This window comes from Crossiella sp. SN42 (assembly GCF_023897065.1).
Lineage (GTDB): Bacteria > Actinomycetota > Actinomycetes > Mycobacteriales > Pseudonocardiaceae > Crossiella.
Map to the genome: position 1 here is coordinate 505,865 of NZ_JAMHIV010000001.1, position 23,558 is coordinate 529,422.

At 71.8% G+C, this 23,558-nt stretch carries 25 protein-coding genes; 11 read left to right on the top strand and 14 right to left on the bottom strand.

Translation table 11 applies throughout. The features are described 5' to 3' along the window. Positions 1 to 106: 106 nt before the first annotated feature. Both M8C13_RS02160 and M8C13_RS02165 read left to right on the top strand, forming a co-directional pair. On the top strand, positions 107 to 1,297 hold the full coding sequence (locus M8C13_RS02160; RefSeq protein WP_252478700.1) for a sensor histidine kinase: 1,191 nt from the start codon (positions 107 to 109) through the stop codon (positions 1,295 to 1,297). Further along, complete coding sequence (locus M8C13_RS02165; protein WP_308202753.1) at positions 1,294 to 1,944, top strand: response regulator transcription factor; 651 nt, start codon at positions 1,294 to 1,296, stop codon at positions 1,942 to 1,944. The genes M8C13_RS02160 and M8C13_RS02165 overlap by 4 nt, the downstream gene beginning before the upstream one ends. A 10-nt stretch (positions 1,945 to 1,954) precedes the next feature. Here M8C13_RS02165 and M8C13_RS02170 read toward each other — a convergent pair whose 3' ends face one another. The 4 genes from M8C13_RS02170 to M8C13_RS02185 all read right to left on the bottom strand — a co-directional run bounded on the left by M8C13_RS02170 (position 1,955) and on the right by M8C13_RS02185 (position 4,034). After that, a complete protein-coding gene (locus tag M8C13_RS02170) occupies positions 1,955 to 2,296 on the bottom strand; it encodes an STAS domain-containing protein (protein ID WP_252478701.1) in 342 nt (113 codons plus the stop codon). Between the two features lie 114 nt (positions 2,297 to 2,410). Continuing rightward, on the bottom strand, positions 2,411 to 2,878 hold the full coding sequence (locus M8C13_RS02175) for an ATP-binding protein (protein WP_252478702.1): 468 nt from the start codon (positions 2,876 to 2,878) through the stop codon (positions 2,411 to 2,413). A 112-nt stretch (positions 2,879 to 2,990) separates the two neighbouring features. Continuing rightward, positions 2,991 to 3,545, bottom strand: coding sequence for a hypothetical protein (locus tag M8C13_RS02180; RefSeq protein ID WP_252478703.1), 555 nt, complete (start codon positions 3,543 to 3,545; stop codon positions 2,991 to 2,993). 3 nt (positions 3,546 to 3,548) lie between these two features. Further along, entirely contained in the window at positions 3,549 to 4,034 is a 486-nt protein-coding gene (locus M8C13_RS02185; protein ID WP_252478704.1) for a hypothetical protein, read from the bottom strand. A gap of 234 nt (positions 4,035 to 4,268) precedes the next feature. On the opposite strand from M8C13_RS02185, the gene M8C13_RS02190 reads away from it, so the two are divergent. After that, positions 4,269 to 5,429 (top strand): FAD-dependent monooxygenase, encoded by a 1,161-nt coding sequence (locus M8C13_RS02190; protein ID WP_252478705.1) that lies wholly within the window; start codon positions 4,269 to 4,271, stop codon positions 5,427 to 5,429. Here M8C13_RS02190 and aztA read toward each other — a convergent pair whose 3' ends face one another. After that, a complete protein-coding gene (gene aztA, locus M8C13_RS02195; protein ID WP_252478706.1) occupies positions 5,430 to 6,140 on the bottom strand; it encodes a zinc ABC transporter ATP-binding protein AztA in 711 nt (236 codons plus the stop codon). Positions 6,141 to 6,187: 47 nt separating this feature from the next. Between aztA and aztB the strand changes: the two genes are divergently transcribed. The 5 genes from aztB (at position 6,188) to M8C13_RS02220 (ending at position 11,280) form a co-directional block, all read left to right on the top strand. Continuing rightward, positions 6,188 to 7,009 (top strand): zinc ABC transporter permease AztB, encoded by an 822-nt coding sequence (aztB, locus tag M8C13_RS02200; RefSeq protein ID WP_252478707.1) that lies wholly within the window; start codon positions 6,188 to 6,190, stop codon positions 7,007 to 7,009. 43 nt (positions 7,010 to 7,052) lie between these two features. Further along, a complete protein-coding gene (locus M8C13_RS02205; protein WP_252478708.1) occupies positions 7,053 to 8,267 on the top strand; it encodes a hypothetical protein in 1,215 nt (404 codons plus the stop codon). Then, entirely contained in the window at positions 8,264 to 9,175 is a 912-nt protein-coding gene (aztC, locus tag M8C13_RS02210; RefSeq protein WP_252478709.1) for a zinc ABC transporter substrate-binding protein AztC, read from the top strand. The genes M8C13_RS02205 and aztC overlap by 4 nt, the downstream gene beginning before the upstream one ends. A gap of 48 nt (positions 9,176 to 9,223) precedes the next feature. Further along, positions 9,224 to 10,411 carry a zinc metallochaperone AztD gene (gene aztD / locus M8C13_RS02215; RefSeq protein WP_252478710.1) on the top strand — a complete coding sequence of 396 codons (1,188 nt, stop codon included), beginning with the start codon at positions 9,224 to 9,226 and terminating at the stop codon, positions 10,409 to 10,411. Between the two features lie 65 nt (positions 10,412 to 10,476). Then, positions 10,477 to 11,280 carry a class I SAM-dependent methyltransferase gene (locus M8C13_RS02220; RefSeq protein ID WP_252478711.1) on the top strand — a complete coding sequence of 268 codons (804 nt, stop codon included), beginning with the start codon at positions 10,477 to 10,479 and terminating at the stop codon, positions 11,278 to 11,280. Between the two features lie 7 nt (positions 11,281 to 11,287). Here M8C13_RS02220 and M8C13_RS02225 read toward each other — a convergent pair whose 3' ends face one another. Then, positions 11,288 to 12,070 carry an alpha/beta fold hydrolase gene (locus M8C13_RS02225; RefSeq protein WP_252478712.1) on the bottom strand — a complete coding sequence of 261 codons (783 nt, stop codon included), beginning with the start codon at positions 12,068 to 12,070 and terminating at the stop codon, positions 11,288 to 11,290. Between the two features lie 92 nt (positions 12,071 to 12,162). Here M8C13_RS02225 and M8C13_RS02230 point away from each other — a divergent pair, with 92 nt between their 5' ends. Then, positions 12,163 to 12,768 carry a TetR/AcrR family transcriptional regulator gene (locus tag M8C13_RS02230; RefSeq protein WP_252478713.1) on the top strand — a complete coding sequence of 202 codons (606 nt, stop codon included), beginning with the start codon at positions 12,163 to 12,165 and terminating at the stop codon, positions 12,766 to 12,768. Here M8C13_RS02230 and M8C13_RS02235 read toward each other — a convergent pair. The 8 genes from M8C13_RS02235 to M8C13_RS02270 all read right to left on the bottom strand — a co-directional run bounded on the left by M8C13_RS02235 (position 12,765) and on the right by M8C13_RS02270 (position 17,820). Continuing rightward, positions 12,765 to 13,334, bottom strand: coding sequence for a GrpB family protein (locus tag M8C13_RS02235; protein ID WP_252478714.1), 570 nt, complete (start codon positions 13,332 to 13,334; stop codon positions 12,765 to 12,767). The two genes, M8C13_RS02230 and M8C13_RS02235, sit on opposite strands and share 4 nt — an antisense overlap. A 37-nt stretch (positions 13,335 to 13,371) precedes the next feature. Beyond that, entirely contained in the window at positions 13,372 to 14,124 is a 753-nt protein-coding gene (locus tag M8C13_RS02240) for an AraC family transcriptional regulator (protein WP_252478715.1), read from the bottom strand. After that, positions 14,121 to 14,420: a putative quinol monooxygenase gene (locus M8C13_RS02245; RefSeq protein WP_252478716.1), complete on the bottom strand. Its 300-nt coding sequence runs from the start codon at positions 14,418 to 14,420 to the stop codon at positions 14,121 to 14,123. Before M8C13_RS02245 ends, M8C13_RS02240 begins: the two co-directional genes overlap by 4 nt. Before the next feature lie 120 nt (positions 14,421 to 14,540). Then, a complete protein-coding gene (locus M8C13_RS02250) occupies positions 14,541 to 15,083 on the bottom strand; it encodes an RICIN domain-containing protein (RefSeq protein ID WP_252478717.1) in 543 nt (180 codons plus the stop codon). Between the two features lie 346 nt (positions 15,084 to 15,429). Further along, positions 15,430 to 16,824, bottom strand: a complete 1,395-nt coding sequence (locus M8C13_RS02255) for an amidase (protein WP_252478718.1) — start codon at positions 16,822 to 16,824, stop codon at positions 15,430 to 15,432. After that, entirely contained in the window at positions 16,806 to 16,985 is a 180-nt protein-coding gene (locus tag M8C13_RS02260) for a hypothetical protein (protein ID WP_252478719.1), read from the bottom strand. Before M8C13_RS02260 ends, M8C13_RS02255 begins: the two co-directional genes overlap by 19 nt. A gap of 165 nt (positions 16,986 to 17,150) precedes the next feature. Next, positions 17,151 to 17,444, bottom strand: a complete 294-nt coding sequence (locus M8C13_RS02265) for a hypothetical protein (protein ID WP_252478720.1) — start codon at positions 17,442 to 17,444, stop codon at positions 17,151 to 17,153. 16 nt (positions 17,445 to 17,460) lie between these two features. Further along, positions 17,461 to 17,820: a hypothetical protein gene (locus M8C13_RS02270; RefSeq protein ID WP_252478721.1), complete on the bottom strand. Its 360-nt coding sequence runs from the start codon at positions 17,818 to 17,820 to the stop codon at positions 17,461 to 17,463. Positions 17,821 to 17,999: 179 nt separating this feature from the next. Between M8C13_RS02270 and M8C13_RS02275 the strand changes: the two genes are divergently transcribed. Then, positions 18,000 to 19,262 carry a helix-turn-helix transcriptional regulator gene (locus M8C13_RS02275; RefSeq protein WP_252478722.1) on the top strand — a complete coding sequence of 421 codons (1,263 nt, stop codon included), beginning with the start codon at positions 18,000 to 18,002 and terminating at the stop codon, positions 19,260 to 19,262. 34 nt (positions 19,263 to 19,296) lie between these two features. Next, a complete protein-coding gene (locus tag M8C13_RS02280) occupies positions 19,297 to 23,274 on the top strand; it encodes a TIR domain-containing protein (protein ID WP_252478723.1) in 3,978 nt (1,325 codons plus the stop codon). Positions 23,275 to 23,558: the final 284 nt, after the last annotated feature.

A 23,558-nucleotide genomic window follows, 5' to 3' on the forward strand; every position in this document is an offset into this window, starting at 1 on the left:
CCGCTCGGTCAGCCTGGCGCGACGAAAGTCAGTGCCGGTGCGACGAAAGTCAGGACCTGCGGCGCGGACGGCACACCCGCGGCACCCGTCGACCTACCATCACGCGGTGGTCGAGAACCCCCGCCTGGTCCGCTGGCTGCCGCTGCTCATGACGCTGCTGGCCGTGCTCGGCGCGTGGTTCGGGCTCGTGGTGCTGCCCGGCCCGCCCAGCTCCCGGGCACTGCCGATCGCGCTCGGGCTGCTCGCGCAGCTGGCCGCGACCGCCGTGGTCACCCGGTTCCGCACCTCGCCCCACCTGGCCATGGCGGCGGTGACGGTGGTCGCGACCTCGTTGCTGCTGCTGGACTCCCCGTGGCGACCGCTGTTGATCGCCCAGGGGGTGCCGTGGGTCCCGCTCACCCTGACCTGGGCCACGGTGCTCACCGTGGCGCACGCGCGCACCCCGCGTCAGCTGCGGATCGCCGCGGTCTTCGCCGCCGGCTATCCGCTGGCCGCGGTCGTGCACACGATGCTGGCCGGCGCGGGCCCGTCCGTGCTGTCCACGCTGGCCAACACGACCACGCCAATCCTCGGTGGCGTGGCGGTCAGTCTGGCTGCCAGGCTGCGGCGCGCCCGGCGGGACCGGGTGGCCGCGCTTGCCAGGGACCGGGCCGAGGTGGCCAGGCGGGCCAGGGAACAGGAGCGGCAACGGCTGGCCGCGGAGATCCACGACAGCCTGGGGCACGTGCTGACCCTGCTGGTGTTGCACGCCAACGCCTTGACCGTCACCACCACCGACCCACCCGCCCGCGCCGCCGCCGAGAAGATGAGCCGGCTGGGCAACGACGGCCTGGCCGAGCTGCGCAAGCTGCTCGACCTGCTCAGCCCGCCCGAGCCGGCCACCCCGGCACCGCACACGCTGGTCGCCGAGGCGCGTGCCGCCGGGCAGGACGTGCGACTGGACCTCACCGGTGACCTCGACCGGCTGCCCCCCGCCCTGGCCCGTACCGTGAACCAGGTGGTGCGGGAAGGACTGACCAACACCAGACGGCACGCCCCTGGCGCGCCCACGCAGGTGCGGATCACCATCGATGACACCGTGGAAGTGTTGGTGCGCAACGAAATCGGCACAGACGGCGCCGGCCCTGGCTCCGGTCGCGGACTGACCGGCCTGGGCCGGAGCGTGGCCGTGCTCGGCGGGACCTGCGCGCACGGGCCCACCCCGGAGGGTGGCTACGCTCTGCGCGTCAGCCTGCCCGCGGGCGGCGCTGCCGAGCCCGCTGAGCGAGACCCTGCGGGGACGGCGGACCAGCGGTGAGCACGCATCCCGGACCGGTGCCGGTCGTGGTGGTGGACGACGAGCCCATGGTCTGTGAGTTCCTGCGCACCATCCTCTCGGCCACCGGTGAGATCACCGTGGTCGCGGCGGCCCACGGCGGTACGGCGGGCATCGCGGCGGTCCGCAGGCACCGGCCCGCGGTGGTGCTGATGGACCTGCGCATGCCCGAGCCGGACGGGATCAGCGCGACCCGGGAGATCAGCGCGCTGCCCGATCCGCCCGTGGTGGTCGCGATGACCACCTTCGACACCGACGAGCACGTGCTGGCCGCGCTGGATGCCGGCGCGCACGGCTTCCTGCTCAAGACCACCCCGCCGGACCAGCTCGTGCCGCTGGTGCTGGCCGCGGCGACCGGCGCGTCGGTGCTCTCCCCCGAAGCGCTGGACCGGTTGCGCCGGCATCGCTCCAGCGAACCACCGAGGCGCGCCGACCCGGAGCTGGACGCGCTCAGCGAACGGGAACGCGCCGTGCTCGCGCTGCTGGCCGAAGGACTGTCCAACGCCGACATCGCCACCCGGCTGTACCTGAGCGAGGGCACGGTGAAAGGACACGTCTCCCGGCTCATGACGCGGTTGCGGTGCGCCAACCGCACCCAGCTGGCGCTGCGCGCCGACCGGCCCAGGTGAGCCCGCGCGGTCAGCTCTCGTGGCGCTGGGACTGGTTTCCGGCTGCCAGGGCTTCCTCGACGGTGTGGTACAGCCGGAGCAGCTCGTCCAGGCCGGTGAGCTCGATCGGCCGGATGACCGGGCGGTTGGAGTCCACCACGATGCGCAGCGGTTCCCGTCGCGCTTCCGCATGGGCGGTGGCCTCCACCAGGGCCGTGAGGCCTGCCGAGTTCAGGAAGCTGACCTCGGTCAGGTCCAGGACGCAGTCCTCGCCCGTGGTGTCGTCGATGGCGCTGGCGGCCGCGGCCTGCAGCGCAGGCGCGGTGTCGGTGTCGACGTCGCCGACAACCGAGATGACCACGGTTCCGGCCATGACATGGCGGACGATGTCCAGCCCCGGTGGTGACGGCTCAGCGTGCGGCGGATGACCCACGGCTGGACCATACCGGATCGATGCCCGGTCCCAGCAGGTCACAGCGCGATGAGATCAACTCCGCCGAGGCCAGTCCGCGGCCGCGGCCAGGTGCGCGGCATGGCCGCTGCTGCCCGCACGATCCAGCGCCAGCTCAGCCCAGACGATCTTGTGGTGCGCGTGCGGCAACACGCCCCAGGCGGAGGCGAGCCGGTCGACCAGCACCAGCCCTCGCCCGCCGAAGCGGTCCGGAGTCCGGATCCTGGGCAGGTTCGGGGAGGTGTCGGCCACCTCGATCCGCAAGCGGCGGCCTTGGTTGACCAGGGCGATCCGGCAGGTGCGTGGGGCGTCACCGTGCCGGTGGGCGTTGCTGACCAGCTCGTCGGCCACCAGGACGGCGTCGTCGACGATGAGCCCGTTGTGGCCGGCCAACAGGCCGCGGACCAGGCGGCGGATGTCCCGGTTCGGAACCGCCTCCAGGTCGTGGGTCGCACCGCTGGGGTTCGGTCCAGTGGGAGCCGGGCTCCACGACTGTGATGACATCACCCACCCGCCTTCGTCGGTTTCGAGCACTGGAGTGAGCCTCCACGCTGCTCGACTACCCGCTGCCCGGCCGGGCTACCCCCTGAGATCAGTACTACTGAAGTCGGCAGGGCTAACGGCCGAGGTGTTGACCAAGGCCTGGCGCGCGGGGATCGGGCCGGGCGAGGACGAAGAAGTAGAGGCGGACCGTGCGCGTGACGAAGACTTCGAGGGTGCCGTGAATGCCCCGGTAGACGTCGTCGATCACGCCGATGCCGTCGGGGTCGTGCCGGATCAGCTGAACGCGGTGCAGCTCTTCCCTGGGAAATGCGGCCACGCGCCGGAAGCTCAGTCCGGACCGTTGCCAGAACTCCAGGAGAGCCGGGTGCACGAGCAGGTAGGACCGCCGGCTGAGCGAGGCCAGCTCGGCGGCCGGTACCCCACAGAGGTCAACTCCGGGTCGCCTGCGGAGAAGAGACAGGTCGAAGCGGTCTGCCGCGCCACCGGCCCCGGTGAGGCGGACCGGATGGACGAAGCGCGCGACCGTCCTGGTCAGGCGGAGGTAGTGGCCGATGCCGTCGTTGCGCATGGACGCGTGGGCGACCAGCATGCGGGTGATCCAGCGCCGGGCGAGCACCGCGAGCAGCAGCACCACCGCTGCCGCGCCGATGAACAGCCACATGGTCACCGGTTAGTCCTGGTCACTTCGTCCCGGCACATAGAGGTTGGGAAAGAACTTGGTGCCGATCAAGCTTGGGTCCGGGTTCCTCATCCGCATGATCTGCCCCTCAGCATTGCTTGCCGTACTGATATCTCGTTCGATCTCGCGGAATATCCGGCCCGGGTTGTGATGATTGAGCGACTTCCGCACGGCGTCGAAGGCCAGTCGCGACACCTCCGGATTATGGACCTTGCGCGCAATGGCCCCCACCAGGTCGACGTCGTCACGCGCCAAGGCGATGCGCAGCTGAATCGACTCGACGTGGTAGAGGCATATCTCCATTCTCGGCACGGTGGCAACAGGCTTCAAGTCTTCCTCGAGCACCCTCGCCAGGGCCAGCGCCTGATTCCACTTGCCCGCGACATAGGCCAAGATCAGCTCGGCCGTGAGGTCTTCCAGGGTGGCCATCAACTTCTCGAATGCCGCCCGCCGCCGCCTCCGCTTGCCGAACATCATCGCTTGCTTGTACACCCACCAGCGTGGGCAGCGCCGGCGGTGGCAGCAACCTGCCAGCGCGGCCCCGCTCCTCGCGCGGACAGTGTCGGTATGCTCGCGGCGTCTTCTCACCGGAGGGCTCGCTGAGTCCTCAAGGGCTTTGGCCTCGCTGATGGGTTCCCGGCCGCACCGTGGCGGGGAGGTGGGAGTCGGTACTCGACTCTGGCGAGGTCTGTCTTGACTCAGCATGTGATCGTGATCGGCGCCGGTCTCGGCGGTCTTTGTCTGGCGCAGGGCTTGCGCCGCGCGGGAATCAGCGTGGCCGTCTATGAACGCGATGCCGCACCGGCGGTCCGCGCGCAGGGGCATCGGCTGCACCTCGACGCGCAGGGCCACCGGGCACTCGCGGCCTGCCTGCCGCCGGAGCTGTCCGCACTCATCGGGGCGGTCGCCGGCCGTCCGGCGCCGCGGGTGACCGGCTTCGACGAGCAGTTGCGGCAGACCGCGGTGTTCGAGCTGGCCGCGGATCCGGGCGTGCCGCCTGCGCACGTCGTGCTCGACCGGCAGGTGCTGCGCCAGGTGCTCCTGCGCGGCCTGGACGAGGTCGTGGAGTTCGGCCGCCGGTGTGTGGGCTACCGGGCCGACGAGGAGGGGGTCACGGCTCACTTCGAGGACGGCTCGGCCAGGCGGGGCACGGTGCTGGTGGGCGCGGACGGCATCGGGTCGGTGATCCGGGCGCAGCGCCTCCCGCAGGCCCGGGTGGTCGACTCGGGGGTGCGGTTGATCTACGGGCGAGTGCCGCTGACCCCGGCACTGCGCGCCGCCCTGCCGCCCGCGATGATCAGCGTCTTCAACTCCGTTTCCGGGCCGGGGCAACGGTTCCTCGGCATCGCGCCGGTGGAGTACCGGGCACGACCACGCGCGGCGGCGGCCCGGCTGGAGCTGGCGACGGACAGCCTCGCGGTCATGTTCGGGCGACGCCGCGAGTCGCTGGGCCTATCCGACGAGGACCTGCGCGCGGCGGCGGGCACCCGGCTGCGCGAGGTCGTGCTCGACCAGATCACCGGGTGGCATCCCCTGTTGCGGCGCATCGTCGCCGGATGGGACACCTCGACGCTGTACCCGATCACGGTGCGCGGCAGCGTTCCGCTCTCGCCCTGGGCCAGCTCCAACGTCACCCTGCTCGGCGACGCCGTCCACGCGATGAGTCCGGCGGCCGGCGCCGGGGCGAACATGGCGCTGCGGGACGCGGCCGCGCTCGCCGCCGCACTGGCGCACGCCGCGCCGAGCACCCCACTGGTGGACGTCGTGCGGGACTACGAGCGGCACCTGGTCGAGGAGGGCTTTGACGCGGTGCGACGCTCGTCGGCCAACGGAGTCCGGCTGCTCGGGGAGAGCCCCCTCCCCACGCCATGATCACCGGACCTGCGGCACGCCCCACGCCGTGGCGACCCGCTCCGGGGTCAGCACCGTGCTCGGCGGACCCTCCGCGACGAGCGCGCCCGCCCCGAGCAGCAGGCAGTGGTCGGCGCGGCCGGCGGCGGTGAGGTCGTGGGTGACGCGCAGCACCGTCACCCCCTCGCGGCGGGCCTCCTCGAGCGCGTCCTCGATGCGGGCCTGGGCTTGCAGGTCCAGGCCCGCGGAGGGCTCGTCGAGCAGCAGCAGGTCGGACTGCTGGGCCAGGCCCTGGGCGACGAGCGCGCGCTGGCGCTGCCCGCCGGAGAGGGTGCCCAGCCTGCGGCCGGCGATCGCGGTGATGTCCAGCCGTGCCAGGCACTCCTCGACCACCTCCCGGTCCTGCTTGGTCAGCCGGTGCCAGGGCCGCCGGTGCGCCCACCGGCCCATGGTCACCGCGGCGCGCACGGTGATGGGCAGGGTGTCGGAGACCTCGCTGTGCTGGGTCACGTAGGCGGGGCGGCCGGAACCGGTGGTCGCCACCTCGCCCGAGGTGGTGGGCAGCACGCCGGCGATCACGTTGAGCAGGGAGGACTTCCCGGCGCCGTTCGGGCCGACGATCGCGGTGACCCGTGCCTCGGGCACCACCGCGGTGATGCCGCGCAGCACCTCCTGCCGCCCGTAACTGGCGCTGACTTCACGCAGTGTGACCGCCGTCGCGTACTCGTTCATGCCCACCACTCATCGGAATGAAAATCATTCCCACTATAGTGGCCGACGTGGACTGGTTGCTCATCCCCTTCGAGGTGTCCTTCGTGCAGCGGGCGCTGGTGGCCGGGGTACTCGTCTCGGTGGCCTGCGCAATCGTTGGCACCTGGGTGGTGCTGCGCGGTATGGCCTTCATCGGCGACGCGCTCTCGCACGGGATGCTGCCGGGGATCGCACTCGCCTCGCTGGCCGGGGTGAACCTGGTGATCGGGGCCCTGCTCAGCGCCGGGGTGATGGCGCTGGGGCTCACCGCGCTGGGCCGCTCCCGGCGGCTGTCCCAGGACACCGGCATCGGGCTGCTGTTCGTGGGCATGCTGGCCACCGGGGTGATCATCGTCTCGCACTCCCGGTCCTTCGCGGTCGACCTCACCGGGTTCCTCTTCGGCGACGTGCTCGCCGTCGGCGCGGGTGACCTGGCGGGCCTGGTCGCGGCGCTGGCGCTGGTGGCGGTGGTGGCCGCGCTGGGGCACCGGTCCTTCGTCGCGCTCACCTTCGACGCCCGCAAGGCGCGCACCCTGGGCCTGCGTCCGGGGCTGGCGAACGCGCTGCTGCTGGCGCTGGTGACGCTGACCATCGTCGCCTCCTTCCGGGTGGTCGGCACGCTGCTGGTCTTCGGCCTGCTCATCGCACCCGCGGCGGCCGCGACGTTCTGGGCTCGGCGGATCAGCACGATCATGCTGCTGGCCGCGCTGCTGGGCAGCCTGGCCACCCTCATCGGCCTGCTCGTCTCCTGGCACGGCGGCACCGCGGCCGGGGCGAGCATCGCGGTCAGCGCGGTCCTGCTGTTCTTCCTCTCCGCCGGGTTCTCCGCGCTCCGGCCCGCCCGCGGCTGAGCCCGCACATCCGTTGTCCCCCAACCGAGATCGAGCGTTCACCATGACACTGAGGACCTGCCGCAGCGCAGGCTTGCTCGCCGTCGCCGCCCTGCTGCTGGCAGCCTGCGGCGCGCGGCCGGAGAGCAACGAGCCCGCCGGGGACGTGCCGCACGGCTACGTCGAAGGCGCTGAGGAGACCGCCGAGGCGCAGTCCAGGCTGGTCGTGGCCGACGCGGACACCGGCGCGGTGCACGTGCTCGACCTGATCACCGAGAAGGTCGTGCCCGCCGGGCGGGTGGACGGGGTGCGCGGCGTCCTCGGCGACGGCCGGTTCGGTTACCTGAGCGGCCGGGACGAGTCGGTGCGGGTGGTCGACAGCGGTTCCTGGATGGTCGACCACGGCGACCACGTGCACTACTACCGCGCCCCGGCCCGCGAGGTCGGCGCGCTACCGGGCAAGGAGCCGCTGGCCGCGGTCAGCGATCCGGTGGTCTCGGCGGTGTCCTTCCCCGACGGCACAACGACTCTGCTCGACCGGGCGAAGCTGGACAAGGGCTCCGTGGCCGAGCTGGGCAAGATCGTCCGCCCCGCGCACCCGGGCACCGCGGTGCCCTACCGCGAGCGCGTGCTGGCCTCGGTGGCCGAGCCGGGGCAGCAGCACGCGCGCGGTGTCCGGGTGCACGACCGGCAGGGCAAGCCGGTCGCCGAGATCGCCACCCCCTGCCCGGAGCTCCAGGGGCAGGCGGTCACCCGGCGCGGGGTCGTCTTCGGCTGCGCGGACGGGGCGCTGCTGGTGACCGAGAAGGACGGCACGTTCACCGGCGAGAAGATCCCGTACCCGCGCCAGGTCGGCCCGGCCGAACGCGCCACCCGGTTCACCCACCGGCCGGGCAGCGCCACCCTCGCCGCCCCGGCCGGGGAGCGCGCCGTGTGGGTGCTCGACGCCGCCCGGCGGACCTGGCGGCACCTGGAAACCGGTCCACTGGCCGCGGTGAACGCCGTCGGCGAGGGCGCTCCGGTGCTGGCACTGACCAAGGACGGGGTGCTGCGCGCCTTCGACGCCGCCACCGGCGCGGAGCAGGCGCGCACCCAGCTGATGCCGCCGGAGGCGACCGCCCTGGCCACCCCGGGCATCCAGGTCGACACCACCCGCGCCTACGTCAACAACCCGAGCTCGGGAGAGGTGTACGAGATCGACTACAACGACAACCTGCGCCGCGCCAGGACGCTGACCGTCAGCGGCAAGGCCAGCCACATCGTGGAGACGGGCCGATGAGCCGCGCCCTGCTCTCCGCGGCCCTCGCGACGGTGCTGCTGCTCACCGGCTGCGCGAGCTCGGGCGGTGACCGCTCCTCGGTGGTGGTGACCACGAACATCCTCGGCGACCTCACCCGCACCGTGGTGGGCGACCAGGCCGGGGTGACGGTGCTGATGAAACCGAACGCCGACCCGCACTCCTTCGGCATCTCCGCCCAGCAGGCGGCCCAGCTGGAGCGCGCGGGACTGGTCGTGCACAACGGACTCGGCCTGGAGGAGGGCGTGCTGCGCGCGGTGCAGGCGGCCGAACGCAGCGGAGTGGCCACCCTGCCGGTGGGCGAGCGGGTCAACCCGATCAGCTACTCCGGCGGCGAGAACGCCGGGCAGCCCGATCCGCACTTCTGGACCGACCCCGGCCGGGTGCGCGAGGCGGTGACGGTGATCGCCGACCAGGTCATCGCGCACGTGCGCGGGGTGGACGAGAAAGTGGTGCGCGCCAACGCCAACCGCCTCCGCGAGGAGATCGGCGCGGTGGAGACGACGATGAGCCGCCGGTTCGCCGAGATCCCGCCGCAGCGCCGGAAACTCGTGACCAACCACCACGTCTTCGGCTACCTCGCACAGCGGTTCGACTTCCAGATCATCGGCGCGGTCATCCCCGGCGGCACCACGCTCGCCTCACCCAGCGCCGCCGACCTCAAGGCACTGGCCGACGCCGTCCGCGCGGCAGGCGTGCCCGCGATCTTCGCCGACTCCTCCCAGCCGGACCGGCTCGCCCGGGTGCTGGCCGAGCAGGCCGGGCTGCACGTGGCGGTGACGCCGCTGTTCACCGAGTCGCTCACCGAACCGGGCCAGGGCGCGCCGACCTACCTGGACATGATGCGCGCCAACACCGAGGCGATCGCGACCAGCCTGACGCGGCCCTGACCACCGGAGACGGCAGAACAGATGGACCTGACGAAAGGTGCAAGGAACATGGCAACACCGCTTCTCCCCCGGCGATCGACCGCCCGGGGCGCCGCGCTCACCGCGGTGGCCGCGCTCGCCCTGTCGGCCTGCGGCGCCGAGCCCGCCGCGCCGCCGCAGACCAACGCCGCGGCGCAGCCCGAGGCCGCGGTGACCGATCCGATCGCGGTCACCTACGACGGCGGGATCCAGCTGCTCGACGGCAAGACCCTCAAGGTGGCCAAGGACATCAAGCTGGAGGGCTTCAACCGGCTCAACCCCGCCGGGGACGACCGGCACGTGCTGGTCTCCACCGCCAGCGGCTTCCGGGTGCTCGACGCCAAGCGCGCGGTGCTGACCGACATCGAGGTCAAGGCGGCCAAGCCGGGCCACGTGGTGCGGCACGCGGGCAAGACCGTGCTCTTCGCCGACGGCACCGGCGAGGTCACCGTGGTCGAGCCCGCCGCACTGGGCGCCGGCAAGATCCCCGCACCGAAGCACCGGACCCCGCAGGCGCACCACGGCGTCGCGGTCCAGCTGGCCAACGGCGAGCTGGTCACCACCATCGGCAACGAGGACGCGCGTCCCGGGATCGTGGTGCTGGACAAGGACGGCAAGGAGATCGCCCGCAACGAGCAGTGCCCCGGCGTGCACGGCGAGGCGGCCGCACGCGGTGAGGCGGTGGTGATCGGCTGCCAGACCGGCGTGCTGATCTACCGCGACGGCGCCATCACCAAGGTCAGCAGCCCCGACCCGTACGGGCGCATCGGCAACCAGGCAGGCGCGGAGAACTCGCCGATCACCCTGGGCGACTACAAGGTGGACAAGGACGCCGAGCTGGAGCGCCCGACCAGGGTGTCGCTGATCGACACCGAGAAGGCCACGCTCCGGCACGTCGACCTCGGCGCGAGCTACTCCTTCCGCTCGCTGGCCCGCGGCCCGCAGGGCGAGGGCCTGGTGCTGGGCACCGACGGCCAGATCCACGTGATCGACCAGGTGGCCGGCACGGTGACCCGCAAGATCCCGGTGCTCGGGACCTGGCAGGAGCCGCTGGAGTGGCAGCAGCCGCGCCCGACCATCTTCGTCAGGGGCGGCACCGCCTACGTCACCGACCCCGGCAAGAAGGAGATCCACGCGGTCGACCTCGCCTCGGGCGCGAAGACCGTCACCGGCGCGCTGCCTGCCGTGCCGAACGAGCTCACCGGCGTGCCCGCCTAACCAGCTGACCGCGGTCCCCGCCACCTCGGCGGGGACCGCACTGGCCAGAAACGGATCATTACCTCATGGCTGACACCCGGCAGAACAACTTCCGTGCCGCCTTCGACGCCGCCGGCGCGGACTTCACCGCCCTCGGCCGGCACCTGTGGGACCCCATCGGCGCCGCCATGGTCGCCGTCGCCGCACCGGCCCCCGGCGAACGTGTGCTTGACGCGTGTTGCGGCACCGGCGCTTCCGCCATTCCCGCCGCACGGGCGGTCGGACCGGAGGGCCTCGTCGACGCCATCGACGTCTCCGGTCCCCTGCTCGCCGAGCTCGGCAGGCTGGCCACCGGCCTGCCGCAGCTGCACCCCCACCAGGCGGACGTGACCACCTGGGCCACCGCGGACTACGACGTGGTCCAGTGCGCCCTGGGCATCTTCTTCTTCCCGGACATGACCGCCGGCACCGACCACCTGATCAGCCGAGCGCGTCCCGGCGGCCGGGTGGCCTTCACCATCTGGCGCGGCGATGCCATGGCCGCCGCCGGTCGCCATCTCGGCCGCGCCATCGCCGGGGCCACGAACACCGAACCCCCGGCGCCACGCCCGCCGCACCTGATCGACCGCGTCAACCAGGCCGACAGCTTCGCGGCCTGGCTGACCGAGCGCGGCCTGCGCGAGGTCGAGGTCACCACCCACGAGAAGCACCTGACGATGACTCCCGAGGTGGCCTGGCTGGTGATCCTGGGCTCGGGCTTCCGCGGTGCGCTGGGGAAGCTGTCTCCCGAGCTCGTGGAAGACGTCCGCGAGCGCTACCTGGCCTCGCTGCGCGCCGAGGGCGTGACCGAGCTCGACGCCACGACGTTGATCGGCAGCGGTCGGCGGTAGCCCGCGTTCACCGGGCCGCGCGGCCGAGGAAGTCGGTGATCAGCTTCAGCCATTGCCCGGGCTGCTCGGCAAAAGGCAGGTGCCCGGTGGCGATCTCCTCGGTCCGCGCGCCCGGGATGCCGGCCGCCAGCTGGCGCTGGAGCGCGACCGGGACGAGGTCGTCGTCCACGGTGACGATCACGAGCGTCGGCACGGTGATCGCGGCGAGGTCCGCGCGCACGTCGGCGCGGCCGACCAGGTCGATCTGGGCGAGCATGCCGCCGGAGATGCCCTGGGCGGTCTGGCCGGCGACGGCGCGGGCCTGCTCGAGGGTGAGGGAGTTCAGCGCGGGCGCGCCCAGGGCCAGCAGGGTCGCGTACTTGGCCACCAGGTGGTGCTGCCCGGTCGCCATGAGCTCGTGCCAGATGTCGATGGCCAGCTCGGTGCGGGTGTCGAGGTGGGCGAACGTGGCGCTCAGGACAACAGCGGTGACGCGTTCCGGATGGCGCGCGGCCACCCGGATGGCGACCGGGCCTCCCAGCGAGAACCCGGAGACGGCGAAGGTGTCCAGCCCTTCCGCGTCCGCCGCCGCGACCAGCTGGTCCGCCAGTTCGTCCAGCTCCAGCGGGTGCTGCGTGGCCGGCGTGGCTCCGGAACCGGGGTAGTCGACGCCGACAACGGTGTGCCGGGCGGCGAGCCCGTCCAGGATCGGCCCGTAGTTGGCCTCGATGCCTCCGCTGGCGCCATGGGCGAGGAGCAGGCCGGGGCCGGAGCCGCGGACAGTGCGCGCGTACGAGGTCGCTGTGGTCATGAAGGAGTCCTTTAGCGATCGCTACAACTGGGAACGACGCAGACCGTAGCACGGATCTTTAGCGATCGCTACAGTCCGGCTACCATGTCCCTGTGACCCAGAACCGCCCCTCCGCCACGCGGTCCCGCCGCGCCTTCGACCGCGACAAGGCCCTGGCCACGGCGCTGCGCGAGTTCTGGTCGCACGGGTACGAGGCGACCTCGGTGGCCGCGCTGACCAAGGCCATGGGCATCAACCCACCCAGCCTGTACGCGGCCTTCGGCGACAAGCGGCGGCTGTTCGAGGAAGCGGTGCGGCTGTACCAGCGCACCCACGGCCGAGTGCTGTCCCCAGAGGCCCCGGACGCGCGCACGGCGATCCAGGACATGCTCCGCCAGCTGGCGACGGACTACACCGACGCCCGCCACCCGCCGGGCTGCATGATCGTCACCGCGGCGACCAACTGCGGGCCCGACTCGCACGAGGTGGAGCTGGAGCTCCGCGCGATGCGCGAGGCGGCGAAGGCGGCCATCGCGGCCCGCATCCGCCAGGACGTCGAGGCGCGACGCCTGCCCCCGGAGACGGACGCGGCAGGTCTCGCGACCTTCTACGCGTCCATCATCCAAGGCATGAGCCAGCAGGCGCGGGATGGCGCCTCGTGCAGCGAACTGGAGCAGGTCGTGGACTGCGCCATGCGAGCTTGGCCAGACCCGGTCTAGGACTCCGCGGGCTCCTGCCAGCCCGCCGCGGCCAGCACCTCGAAGATCACCGGGCGCTTGGCCTCGGCGTAGTAGTTCATGTCGCGCCACTCCCGCTGGGCCAGCTCACGCTTGACCGCCTCGTAGCGCTCCCGGTCGGCCGCGCTCGCGCGCAGCCGGTCGCGGAAGGCGAGGCACCGCGCCAGCTCCACGTGCCCTGGCGCGTAGACGTGCAGGTTCACCGGCTCCTCCGGGTCGAACCCGCGCAGGCACCGGTGCCCGGGTTCGCGCGCGCTCAGCCGGTAGCCCAGCGCGGTCAGCTCGGCCAGGTAGGCGGCTTCGTCCTCGGGGTCGGCGACGCTGACCATGATGTCCACGACCGGCTTGGCGGCCAGTCCCGGCACCGAGGTCGAGCCGATGTGGTCAACGGAAAGCAGCCTGTCCCCCAACGCTTCCCGGAGTTCGCCAGCCCGTCGTTCATAACGCCGCGGCCAGTCCGGGTCGTACTCGGCCAGCGTCACCTGGGCCGGTTGCAGGGGACGGAGCAGCACGGCAGCCAACGTGGCGTCGTCAAGCGGCTTGGACATGGTGGGTCCCTTCCAGTGGGCATCAGACCAACGTACCTCAGCCCCGGCAGCTGACCCGGTACTCCGTCGGGGTGCGACCGGTCAGCTCCAGGAAGGCCGCGTTGAACGCCGACAGGGACGCGTAGCCGACCCGGAACGCCACCTCGGTCACCGGGTCGTCACCGGCCACCAGCTCCTCGATCGCGCGCGCCAGCCGCATCCGCCGCAGCACCGCCCGCCAGGTCGTCCCGGTCTCCTCGGCGAAGCGACGGGCCAGCGACCGAGGCGCCAGCCCGACCTGCGCCGCCACCTCCTCGAAGCGCACCTCCTCGGCCAGCCGCGCCTCGGTCAGCCGCAACGCCAGCCGCAGCTCCGGCGAACGCCCGGCCGGGATGGTGACCGGACTCGGCTGCTCGGCCAGCCGCCAGGTCACCGCAGCCAGCGCGGCGAACATGGTCTCCGCGTAGGGCGAGAGCACCTGGCCGGGATCGCCCCACGCGCCGCACTCGGCCACCAGGCACCGGGCCAGTGGGTTGAGGTCGAACACGGTCAGCGGCGCGGGCGGGGGCGGGGCGAACCCGGTGTCGAAGAGCACCGAGGCCGTCCGGACCGGCCGCGGAATGCTCACCTGGATGGGCCGCCCCGCCGCCACCAGCGCGGCCCTGGCCGGCGGCAGCAGCCACACCTGGCCTTCCGCGGTCAGCCGCAAGGCCCCGGCCGAGGCGTACAGCAGGTAGTGCCGATCGGTGCGCAGTTCCCGTTCGGGCCCCGCCTCGACCTCCCGCACGAAGCTGTACGCCTTGGCCGTCATCCGATCTCGACCGGCTCGGCCAGGAACCGCCTGCTCACCGGCGCCCCCACGGTCAGCGGCCGGACCACCGCGCCGAAGCTGGCGAAGGACTCCGAGGCCAGGTAGCCACGGAAGGACTCCTCATCCACCCACTCGTGCAGCACGGTGATCTGCCCTTCGTCCTCCCGCGAGGCGAAGATCCGGAAGTCGCGGTTGCCCGGCATGGCCCGCACCCGCTCCTGTTCGGCGTCGAAGTGGGCGAGCGCGGCGGCCCGGTCGGCGGGCGCGGTGCTGAAGTCTACGGTGGCGATCAACATGTGGCGTCTCCTCTGTCGTGGTTGCTGAGAAGATCCTCGCCCGAGCACCACATGGCACGCCGCCGTCAGTCGGACAGCTTCACGCTCCTATCGGACAACCCCGAGACCAGCAACGCGGGGCTACTGGAACCAGTGCTGATAGGTCTGGCCGAGGCAACCCTGCTGGACCACCGGCGCGCCGTCACCGACACTGCCATCGCGAACGGTGACGCACTTGCCGGTGACCCGGTTGCGCATCTCGAAGGTGTCCTCGCTGACGGCATTGGACTTCCAGTGCTGGTCAGTCCACTCCTCGTGGCACTCGAACTGGATGACCGGAACCCCGTCGGCCGGATTGCCCTGCGCGATCGCCAGACACTTGTTCGTGAGCTCGTTGCGCAGCATCGTGTACCCGTCCGGGGCCGGATCGAAGAACCAGTACTTGTCGGTTCCCGCCTGGTCACAGGGATACTGGATCGCGCCGAGCCCGTCCGCGGGACTTCCGTTCGGGATGGCGATGCACTGCCCGCTGTTCACGTTCCTCAGCCACGGGGGCGCCTTCGTGCCCCGGGTGGGCGGATGCGCCGCGGTCGTGCTCGCATCGCTGGTGAAAGCAACGGAAGTCGGAGCGGTCAGTAACGCGAGCGCAACGGCCGCGGACATGGTGACCGCGGACAGCGGCACGCTGACTAATGACACTCTATCCCCCTAGGACAAAACATCCGTTATTCGCCACGGAATGGCACTCGTAGCGACAATCAAACGTTCACTTCCCACAGGACGCGCCATCTAGGCGCCTGGGAAGTGGCGAACAATGACGGGGGCGCGCTGATCAGATTTCATGGTTCACACAGCGGACGCAATGGTGCGCTCCGCCTAGCCTGCTCCCCGTACCCCCATTATGCCGCATTTCTTCTTCAAGGAAGCAACTATTTCTATCGTTGCCGTCACAACAAAGTCAAGGGCTGTCTGCGGTGTCACTAATTCGGAGCAGCAAGGTCAAGTTCGCTCGCTCCGGCCGGGCGGGCACTCAGGACAACGCCGCCAAGGCGCACCAGCCCGCCCGCGCCCGCTGGTAGCCGTCAGCCACCTGCAACAACACCGGCTCCCCCAGCGGCGGGCCGATGAGCTGCAACCCGATCGGCAACCCGAAGCCGTCCAGCCCGACCGGCACCGACACCGCGGGCAACCCCGCCAGGTTCGCCGCCGCCGTCAGCCTGGTGTAGGCGGAGCTGACCGGCTCCGTGGTCCCGTCCGGCCAGTCGATCGCGTCCGTCCCGGTGCGGACGGCGGTGGCCGGCACCGTTGGTGTGGCCACCAGGTCGACCTGGGTGAACAGCTCCAGCCAGGCCGCCCGCATCAACGTCCGGACCCGTTGGGCCCGCAGGTAGTCCGTGGCCAGGGCGAACGAACCGGCCTCCAGCATCCGGCGAACCCCCTCGCCGTACCGGTCCGGCACCTGGCGCACGGTCTCATCGTGGTAGGCGCTGGCCTCCGGCACCATCAGCCCCCACAGCACCGGCAGCACCAGCTCCGCCATGGGCGCGCGCACCGGCACCACCGTGGCGCCCAGCTCCGCCAGCGCGCCGATCGCGGTGCGCACCGCGTGCTCCACCTCCGGTCGCGCCCGGTCGAAGTAGTGGTTCTCCGGCACCCCGATGCGCAGCCGGTGCAGGTCCTGGCCGAGCAGACGGCCGTAGTCCTCCCCCGGTGCGGCCAGGGAGGCCGTGTCGCGCTGGTCGTGCCCGGCGAGCATGCCCAGCACCAGCGCCGCGTCCGCCGCGGTCCTGGTCAGCACGCCGACGTGGTCAAGCGACCAGGACAGCGGCGTGATCCCGTAGCGGGGCAGCAGCCCCGCGGTCGGTTTCAGCCCGGTCACCCCGCTCAACGCCGCCGGGATGCGGGTGGAGCCCGCGGTGTCGGTGCCCAGAGCGAAGGTGGCCATGCCCGTCGCGACCGCGGCCGCGGACCCGCCGCTGGAGCCACCGGGGCTGTGTCCGGACAGCCAGGGGTTGTTCGTCTGCGGAGTGGTGACGCCGTAGGCGAACTCATCGGTGTGCGTCTTGCCGACCAGCACCGCCCCGGCCCAGGAAAGCCGTCGCACCACGGTGGCGTCGTGTTCGGGCACCCGGCCGGCGCGCACCCGCGAGCCGGAGGTGGTCGGCACCCCGGCGGTGTCGATGATGTCCTTCACCCCCACCGGGATGCCGTGCAGCGGCCCCAGGTGCCTGCCCTGGGCGAGGTCCTGTTCGGCCTGCCGGGCGGCGTGCCGGGCCTGCTCCGCGGTCCGGGTGGCGAAGGCGTTGATCCTGCCCTCGACCTGCTCGGTGCGCGCCAGCACGGACTCCAGCAACGCCACCGGGGACAGCTCCCCGCCCGCGATGGCCGCCGATGCCTCGGCGAGGGTCAGCTCATAGGCGTGCACGGTGTCTCCCCTGAGCCGGCGGTGTCGGGCTCGGTCTCCCCGAGCTGGAGGTCCCGCAACGTTGCCAGCACCGCGTCGAGCTGGTCCACCAGCGGTGCGATCAGGCGTCTGCGTTCCTCGGTGAGCGGCAGCCGGGTGCGGCCGCATTCGGTGACTGGCATGGTCGTCCTTCCTTACCCGGGACCGCGCCCCCGCCCCCAAATCTCCAGGGGCGCGGTCCCAGTGCTGCCCGTACCCGCGACGTCAGGCAGCGCTCCTCATTCGCAGGCAGGGGCAGGTGTCCCGCCGGGGCTTCCGGGGCCAGCCGACGGGACACCGGTCCTAGGTCAGCAGGTGAGGAAGTCCGCGCGGATCCACACGTTCCGCAGCCCGCCCCACAGGTCCCCGTGCCGCCAGTTCTGCCCGTCGGTGCCGCGGGCAGTGACCGGCGGCGTGAGCGTCAGCCGCTGGCCCCGGTTCGCCTGGCCGAGTGAGATCCAGATCGGCCCTGGACCGGCCCGGTAGTTCACGTTGTCGGCCTTGACTGTGCACCAGTAGCTCGGCGCGGCCTGGGCCGGCGTGGCGGCGCAGGTGACCACCGCGGCGGCGGCCAGCAGGACGCCGGTGATCGTCTTCCCCATCGCTCCCCCTGGCTCGTCAGTCGCACACGAGCTTGTCGGCTTTGATCCACACATTGCTCCAGCCGCCCCAGAGGTCGCCCTTGTACCAGAGCTCGTTGCTCACGGGTGCGGTAGCGCGCGACCAACCCTTGTAGACCAGTCCTTGACCGGCATTGACCAGCGTGACAAAGCGGTGGGCGTCCCCAGGACCCCACCGAACCGTGGTCTGGTTGAAGCGCACGAAGCAGTTTGCGCGCTGCTGCTCCGTGCCAGCCCGCACGGCGGTGCCGGCCTCGGGAGAGGCCACAGCCGGGGCGGCGAGCAGGCCAACCCCCAGACCGGCCACGGCCAATGCGGACAGGGCGGTGCGGGTTAGCCGGGTCATCGTCGAGTTCATGTGCATTTACCTTCCTGATTTCGCGAATGAGCCGATCGGGTTGTTCACCGGAATGCGGCCCATTTCCCCTCTAATCTGTCGGGCAACACCGACACTGCCGGGCAACCAGGGGTGTGGGGAGGGGTTGTCCGTCGTCACCGGGGAAGACAACGGCGAACGCAGGGGGAACTGTGCCGGAGATGTCGAAGATGTTCGGGGCGGAGCTGCGCGGCCGCAGGCTGGCCGCGGGCCTCTCGCTCACCGATCTGGCCCGGCAGGTGCACTACAGCAAGGGGCATCTCAGCCGGGTCGAGACCGGGCACAAGCCGCCGGGGGCGGACCTGGCCCGGCGGTGTGACGCCGTGTTCCAGGCCGACGGGGAGCTGGCCGCGCTGGCCGGGTCAAAACCGGCGGAGGACGCGGTGCCGGTGGACGGGGACGGGGAGGTGTGGCTGATGAGTCTTGGACCTGGCGGGGACAGCTGGTTCGCCCCGGTGTCCCGGCGGGAGGCGATGACCACCGGCGCGGCGGCGCTGCTCGGCGCGCGGCTGCCCGAGGTGGTGGCGCAGCGGGAGTCCACGGTCGCGGTGTTCGAGGCGATGTTCGTCCAGTACCGGCGCCTGGGCATGGTCGCGGGGCCGTCCACGGTGCTGCCCTCGGTGATCACGCAGACGCACACCCTGCGCGAGCTGGCCCGCGCCACCCCTGGCGAGACGGGCAAACGGCTGACGCTGCTGGCCGCGCGCTTCGCCGAGTACGCGGGCTGGATGGCGCAGGAAGCCGGGGACGACCGGCTGGCCATGTGGTGGACCCGCGCCTCGATGAAGCTGGCCGGCCACCTCGGCGGCGCCGACCTCGCCGCCAACGGCCTGATCCGGCAGGCCCTGGTCACGCTCTACCGCGACGACGCGGTGCGCACCATCGACCTCGCCCGGCAAGCCCAGGCCAACGCGGACGCCTCGCCCCGCATCCACGGGCTGGCCGCGCTGCGGGAGGCGCAGGGGCACGCGCTCGCGGGGGCCTACGACGACTGCCGCCGCGCGCTGGACCGGGGCAGGCCGCTGCTGGCCGGCGCCGATGACACCGACGGGCTCAGCCTCGGCCCGGCCTCGGTCACCGACTTCACCGAGGTCATCACCGGCTGGTGCCTGCACGACCTGGGCCGTCCGGCCGAGGCCGCCGAGGTGCTCGACCGCGCGCTGACCGCCATCCCGGCCGGTTCGCACCGCCCCAGGGCCCGCTTCGGCGCACGCCGGGCGCTCGCGCACGCCGCGGCAGGCGAGGTCGAGCACGCCTGCGCGCTCACCGCCGGTGTGCTCGACGAGGCGGCGCTGGTGGACTCCGCGACGATCCGCCAGGACCTGCGCCGGATCAGCCGTACCCTGGCCCGCTGGCACACCCACCCGCCGGTGCGCGAGCTCCAGCCCCGGCTGGCCGCGGCGCTGCAGGCCCCGCTGCCCTGACCGTCACTTCGCGCACGCCTTCTGGGGGAGCCACATGGGTGGCATTTTCATCAACTACCGCACCGGTGACGGTGACTGGGCCGCCACGCTGATCGCCCGCGAGCTGACCACCCGCTTCGGCGCGGACAACGTGTTCTTCGCCAGCCGCTCCATCCGGCTGGGCGAGGACTTCGCCGAGAGCATCGTCGAGGGCCTGCTGCGCAGCGATGTGCTGCTGGCCGTCATCGGCCACCGGTGGGCCACGATCACCGGGCCGGACGGCCGTCCACGCGTGCAGGACCCCGAGGACTGGGTGCACCGGGAGATCGCCGAGTCCTTCAAGCGCGACATCCGGGTCATCCCGGTGTTCCTCGACGGGCGCGGCCGACTGTCCGAAGAGGACCTTCCGGCGGCCATCTCCAGGCTGGCGCGCTGCCAGTACCTGCGGCTGCACCACCGCAACGACGACCATGACATCGCCCGCCTGCTCGACGAGCTGACCGGCCTGGTGCCCGCGGTCGCCGCCACGGCCCCCGCCTCCCCGGCAGTCGCCGAGCCGCGGCCGCTGGGCGAGTGCCCCTACCGCGGCCTGCAACCCTTCCGGGAACAGGACGCCGGGATCTTCCACGGCCGCGACCGCGAGCTGGACCGCCTGGCACAGCTGACCGCCCACCGCGACACGGTGCTGGTCGCGGGACCGTCCGGCTCTGGCAAGTCCTCCCTGGTGCGGGCCGGGCTGTGGCCGAGGCTGCGCGCGGAGGGCGCCGCGCTGGCGGTGTTCCGCCCGATCGCGGGCGTGCCGGCCCGGCAACTGCTGGCCGCGGCGATGAAACCGGTGCTCGGCCCGGACTGGGAGGACCGCCTCGCCGAGTCCGACCCCGCGGTGCTGGCCGGGTCGATCACCGCCGAGGCCGGGGACCTGGTGCTGTGCGTCGACCAGTTCGAGGAGCTGGCCGCCACCGACCCGGCTGCCGCCACCGAGCTGTTCGACCTGATCACCCGCTTCGTCCGCGCGGCCCCGTCGCGTCCCGGCGGCGCGCCCGCGTTGCGCGCGGTCTACACGGTGCGCTCGGCGCAGCTCGACCAGCTCCGCTCCCCCGGCCTCACCCAGGCGCTGGAGGAGGCGACCGTGCACGTGCGCCCGATGACGCCGGAGCAGCTGCACGCCGTGATCACCAAGCCGGCCGAGACCGCGGGCGCGTCGTTCGAACCGGGCCTGGCCGAGCGGATCAGCACCGACGCCGCCGACGCGCCAGGACAACTCCCGCTGGTGGAGTTCACCCTGACCCGCCTGTGGGAAAGCGGCGCGCTGACCCACCAGGCCTACGACGAGCTGGGCGGCGTTGCGGGCGCGCTCGCCGGTTACGCCGAAGAGGTCTACACCCAACGCCTCTCACCAGAGTCGCGTGCCCTGACCGAAGGCCTGCTCACCCAGCTGGCCCGTCCCGCCCCGGACGGCGGTTTCCGCCTGTCCCCGGCCCGCTTCGACCAGCTCACCGAACCCCAGCAAGCCCTCGCCGCCGAGCTCGCCGCCGCCCGCCTGGTGGTCATCCGCCAGGACGTCGACCAGCCGGAAGTCGTTGCCCTGGCCCACGAAACCCTGGTGCACGCCTGGCAACGCCTGCACACCTGGCTACTGGCCGCCGCCGAGTTCCGCACCTGGCAGGAACAACTCCGCGTCACCCTGGCCCAGTGGCAGGACGGCCGCGACCCGGGCAGCCTGCTGCGCGGCGCCCCGCTGGCGACCGCCGAGCAGTGGTTGACAGAGACGCCGGAACGGTTGGCTGCGGTGGAACGGGAGTACATCGCGACCAGCCGCACCTACCAGCGGCGGGGAATCCGGCGGTTGCGGGTCATCACGGCGGTGGCAGTGACCGCGGCCTTGGTCGCCGGACTGCTGGCGGTGGTGGTGCAGCGCCGGGGCAGCGAACTGGCGCACCGCCTCGACGACGCCAACGCGACCCTGTTGGCGCAACTGGCCCGGCGGGTGGCCAAGAGCGACCCGATGACCGCGTTGCAGGCCGCCCAGGCAGCGTGGCGCACGAGGCCGGGCAATGACGAGGCCTACGGCGCGCTGCTGGAGCAGTTCCTGCCGTGGCAGCACGTCGAGAAGGTCTACCCGCCCAGGCCAGGGTTCGCCCCGGACAAGCCGCGGGCCAGCGCGGATGGCCGCGTGGTCGCGGTGGTCAACTCCGCAGGCAAGGACCAGGTCGTGGTGTGGCCGGAGGGCGATCCCGGACGTCCGTGGGTCGTGCGGACGGGGCCGGTGACCGAGCACCGGGTCAGCCCGGACGGGCGGCTGCTGGTCGTGATGACACACGATGGCGCGCTGAACGTCTGGAACATCGCCGAGAGAACCGGACCGCTGCCACTGCGGCCCGCCACACCGCACACCACCAGCAGCGTCCGGATCAGCTCTGACAACACCACCGTCACCGTGCTGAACGGCTTCCGGCACGATCCACAAACCCTCTTCCGCTACGACCTCCGCACCCGCCAGGCCCTGCCCGGCGACCAGTTCCGTCCTTCCGAGGTCAACGACCTGCTGCCCATGGAAGGAGGGGTAGCGGTCCTCACCTCCGAGGGCCGCTACGACATCACCCGCGTGGTGCTCCGCGATGTACGAACCGGCGCGGCGATCCGGACCTATCCGCCCAGTGTCGTACTCGGCAACGGTGCGGCCCTGGCGACCTGTGAAGCCGGGACAGTCCGGATCGTGGACACCGCATCGGGCGAGCGGCACAACTCCGGCGCGATGCCGAACTGCAAGGACCTACAGCTCATCCCGGACGCCTCCGGTGAGTTCCTGCGCATCGCCAAGTCCAGCATCGCGACGGACAGTGCGCTGCCAGCCGCCACGCGAAACGATCTGTTCCACTGGCGCAGCGGGCAGCTCAGCACGGTGCGCGCGCCAATGCTGGTCAGCGGCCTCACCGGTCCCACCTTCGTCGCGCACAAGGAGACCAGCGGCGCGGCGCGGCTGCTCGCTGTTGACCGGGACATCGCGGCCCGCATCGCCGTGCCCCGACCATCTCAGCCGCCCGCGCCGATCACCGCCAGTCCGATAGCGACCGACCTGGCGATCCGCCCTGGAGCCCAGTCCTACATCCGCGCGATCACAGTGCCAAAGGGGTGGGAGCTGACTTCTTTCGACGCGAGCACCGGCGCGGTACGGGGCACTCGCCCGATCACCGAGAAGAGCCCCTCTCCCACCAGGTTCACACCGGATGGCAGCCGGGTCCTGTCCTCCGACGGCACGGCACTACACGTCCTGGACGGCGGTGACCTCGCCCTGCAGCGGAGCATCGCCCTGCCGAAGCCACCGGTGCCCGCGACACCATCCACATCAACCACCGTGGCCGTGCTGTCCAACTCCGAGGCGGTGGTGTCCCACGGCGGTCAGCTGACCCGCTGGAACCTCGACTCCGGCGAACGGATAGGCGATCCACTGCCACTGGCCGGGAACGACGCCGACCTGCGTCGGTACGCCACCCAGGCTCTGATCGAGCTCCGGCCCCAGCATCCTGGCCAGGTCGTGCTCCAAACCCACACCGCGATAGAGGTGTGGGATCTCGGGCAGCGGCGGCGGATCCGCGAACTGCCCGTGCGGACCAACGGCTTCGCCGTAGTGGATCCCACTGGCACGAAGGTGTTGGCACGCAACGACCTCAGGAAAGCCCTCGGCATCTGGGACCTCGACCGGGCGGAGGCGGTGGCGACTCTGGAGACCGAGGCGAGGAGCGTGGCCGGGTTCGACGGTCCGGTGCTCGTCACCACGGGGAGCGGCTCGATCCAGGCGTGGCGCTGGGAAAACTCGCAACTGATCGCCGAGACCCGCACGAACTTCGACAACGGCATCGTCGAGCACCGCAAACTGCACTACCTCGAACAGAAGGACGCCGTCCTGCTGACCCTCGACCTGGATCCCGACTCCTGGTTCCGGCGCCTGTGTCAGGTCAACGACCGCGAGTTCACCGAACGCGAAAGGTTATGGCTGCCCGTAGGCGCCAACACCGAACGTCCCTGCGGCTAGGGTCAGCGGAGTCCGCTGATCTCCAGTCTCCACACGATGGTGCTCGCCAGGTCGGCGAGTTGCGGGTCGGGGCACGGGGACAGGGTGGTGGTGCCGTCCACTGGGTGTCAGCGAGCTTGTCCACGCCCGCGCACTCCGAGCGCGTCGCGGGGCGGGATGCTGTCGACAAGGTAGCGATTGACCGTGGTGTCCACACAGGTGCTGCCGCTGCCGTAATGGCCGTGTTCGCCGTCGTTGGGGACGCTGATCAGGCGGGGGCGCAGGGTTTCCGCAATCGCCGCGCC

Excerpts from the sequence above, each read along its gene's own strand:
- M8C13_RS02185 (WP_252478704.1), bottom strand. The coding sequence starts at position 4,034 with ATGATGTTCGGCAAGCGGAGGCGGCGGCGGGCGGCATTCGAGAAGTTG.
- M8C13_RS02220 (WP_252478711.1), top strand. The coding sequence starts at position 10,477 with ATGGCTGACACCCGGCAGAACAACTTCCGTGCCGCCTTCGACGCCGCC.
- M8C13_RS02170 (WP_252478701.1), bottom strand. The coding sequence starts at position 2,296 with ATGGCCGGAACCGTGGTCATCTCGGTTGTCGGCGACGTCGACACCGAC.
- M8C13_RS02275 (WP_252478722.1), top strand. The coding sequence starts at position 18,000 with ATGTCGAAGATGTTCGGGGCGGAGCTGCGCGGCCGCAGGCTGGCCGCG.
- M8C13_RS02260 (WP_252478719.1), bottom strand. The coding sequence starts at position 16,985 with ATGCCAGTCACCGAATGCGGCCGCACCCGGCTGCCGCTCACCGAGGAA.
- M8C13_RS02175 (WP_252478702.1), bottom strand. The coding sequence starts at position 2,878 with ATGTCATCACAGTCGTGGAGCCCGGCTCCCACTGGACCGAACCCCAGC.
- aztD (WP_252478710.1), top strand. The coding sequence starts at position 9,224 with ATGGCAACACCGCTTCTCCCCCGGCGATCGACCGCCCGGGGCGCCGCG.
- M8C13_RS02235 (WP_252478714.1), bottom strand. The coding sequence starts at position 13,334 with ATGTCCAAGCCGCTTGACGACGCCACGTTGGCTGCCGTGCTGCTCCGT.
- M8C13_RS02225 (WP_252478712.1), bottom strand. The coding sequence starts at position 12,070 with ATGACCACAGCGACCTCGTACGCGCGCACTGTCCGCGGCTCCGGCCCC.
- M8C13_RS02270 (WP_252478721.1), bottom strand. The coding sequence starts at position 17,820 with ATGAACTCGACGATGACCCGGCTAACCCGCACCGCCCTGTCCGCATTG.
- M8C13_RS02205 (WP_252478708.1), top strand. The coding sequence starts at position 7,053 with ATGACACTGAGGACCTGCCGCAGCGCAGGCTTGCTCGCCGTCGCCGCC.
- M8C13_RS02280 (WP_252478723.1), top strand. The coding sequence starts at position 19,297 with ATGGGTGGCATTTTCATCAACTACCGCACCGGTGACGGTGACTGGGCC.
- M8C13_RS02245 (WP_252478716.1), bottom strand. The coding sequence starts at position 14,420 with ATGTTGATCGCCACCGTAGACTTCAGCACCGCGCCCGCCGACCGGGCC.
- aztC (WP_252478709.1), top strand. The coding sequence starts at position 8,264 with ATGAGCCGCGCCCTGCTCTCCGCGGCCCTCGCGACGGTGCTGCTGCTC.
- M8C13_RS02240 (WP_252478715.1), bottom strand. The coding sequence starts at position 14,124 with ATGACGGCCAAGGCGTACAGCTTCGTGCGGGAGGTCGAGGCGGGGCCC.
- aztA (WP_252478706.1), bottom strand. The coding sequence starts at position 6,140 with ATGAACGAGTACGCGACGGCGGTCACACTGCGTGAAGTCAGCGCCAGT.
- M8C13_RS02265 (WP_252478720.1), bottom strand. The coding sequence starts at position 17,444 with ATGGGGAAGACGATCACCGGCGTCCTGCTGGCCGCCGCCGCGGTGGTC.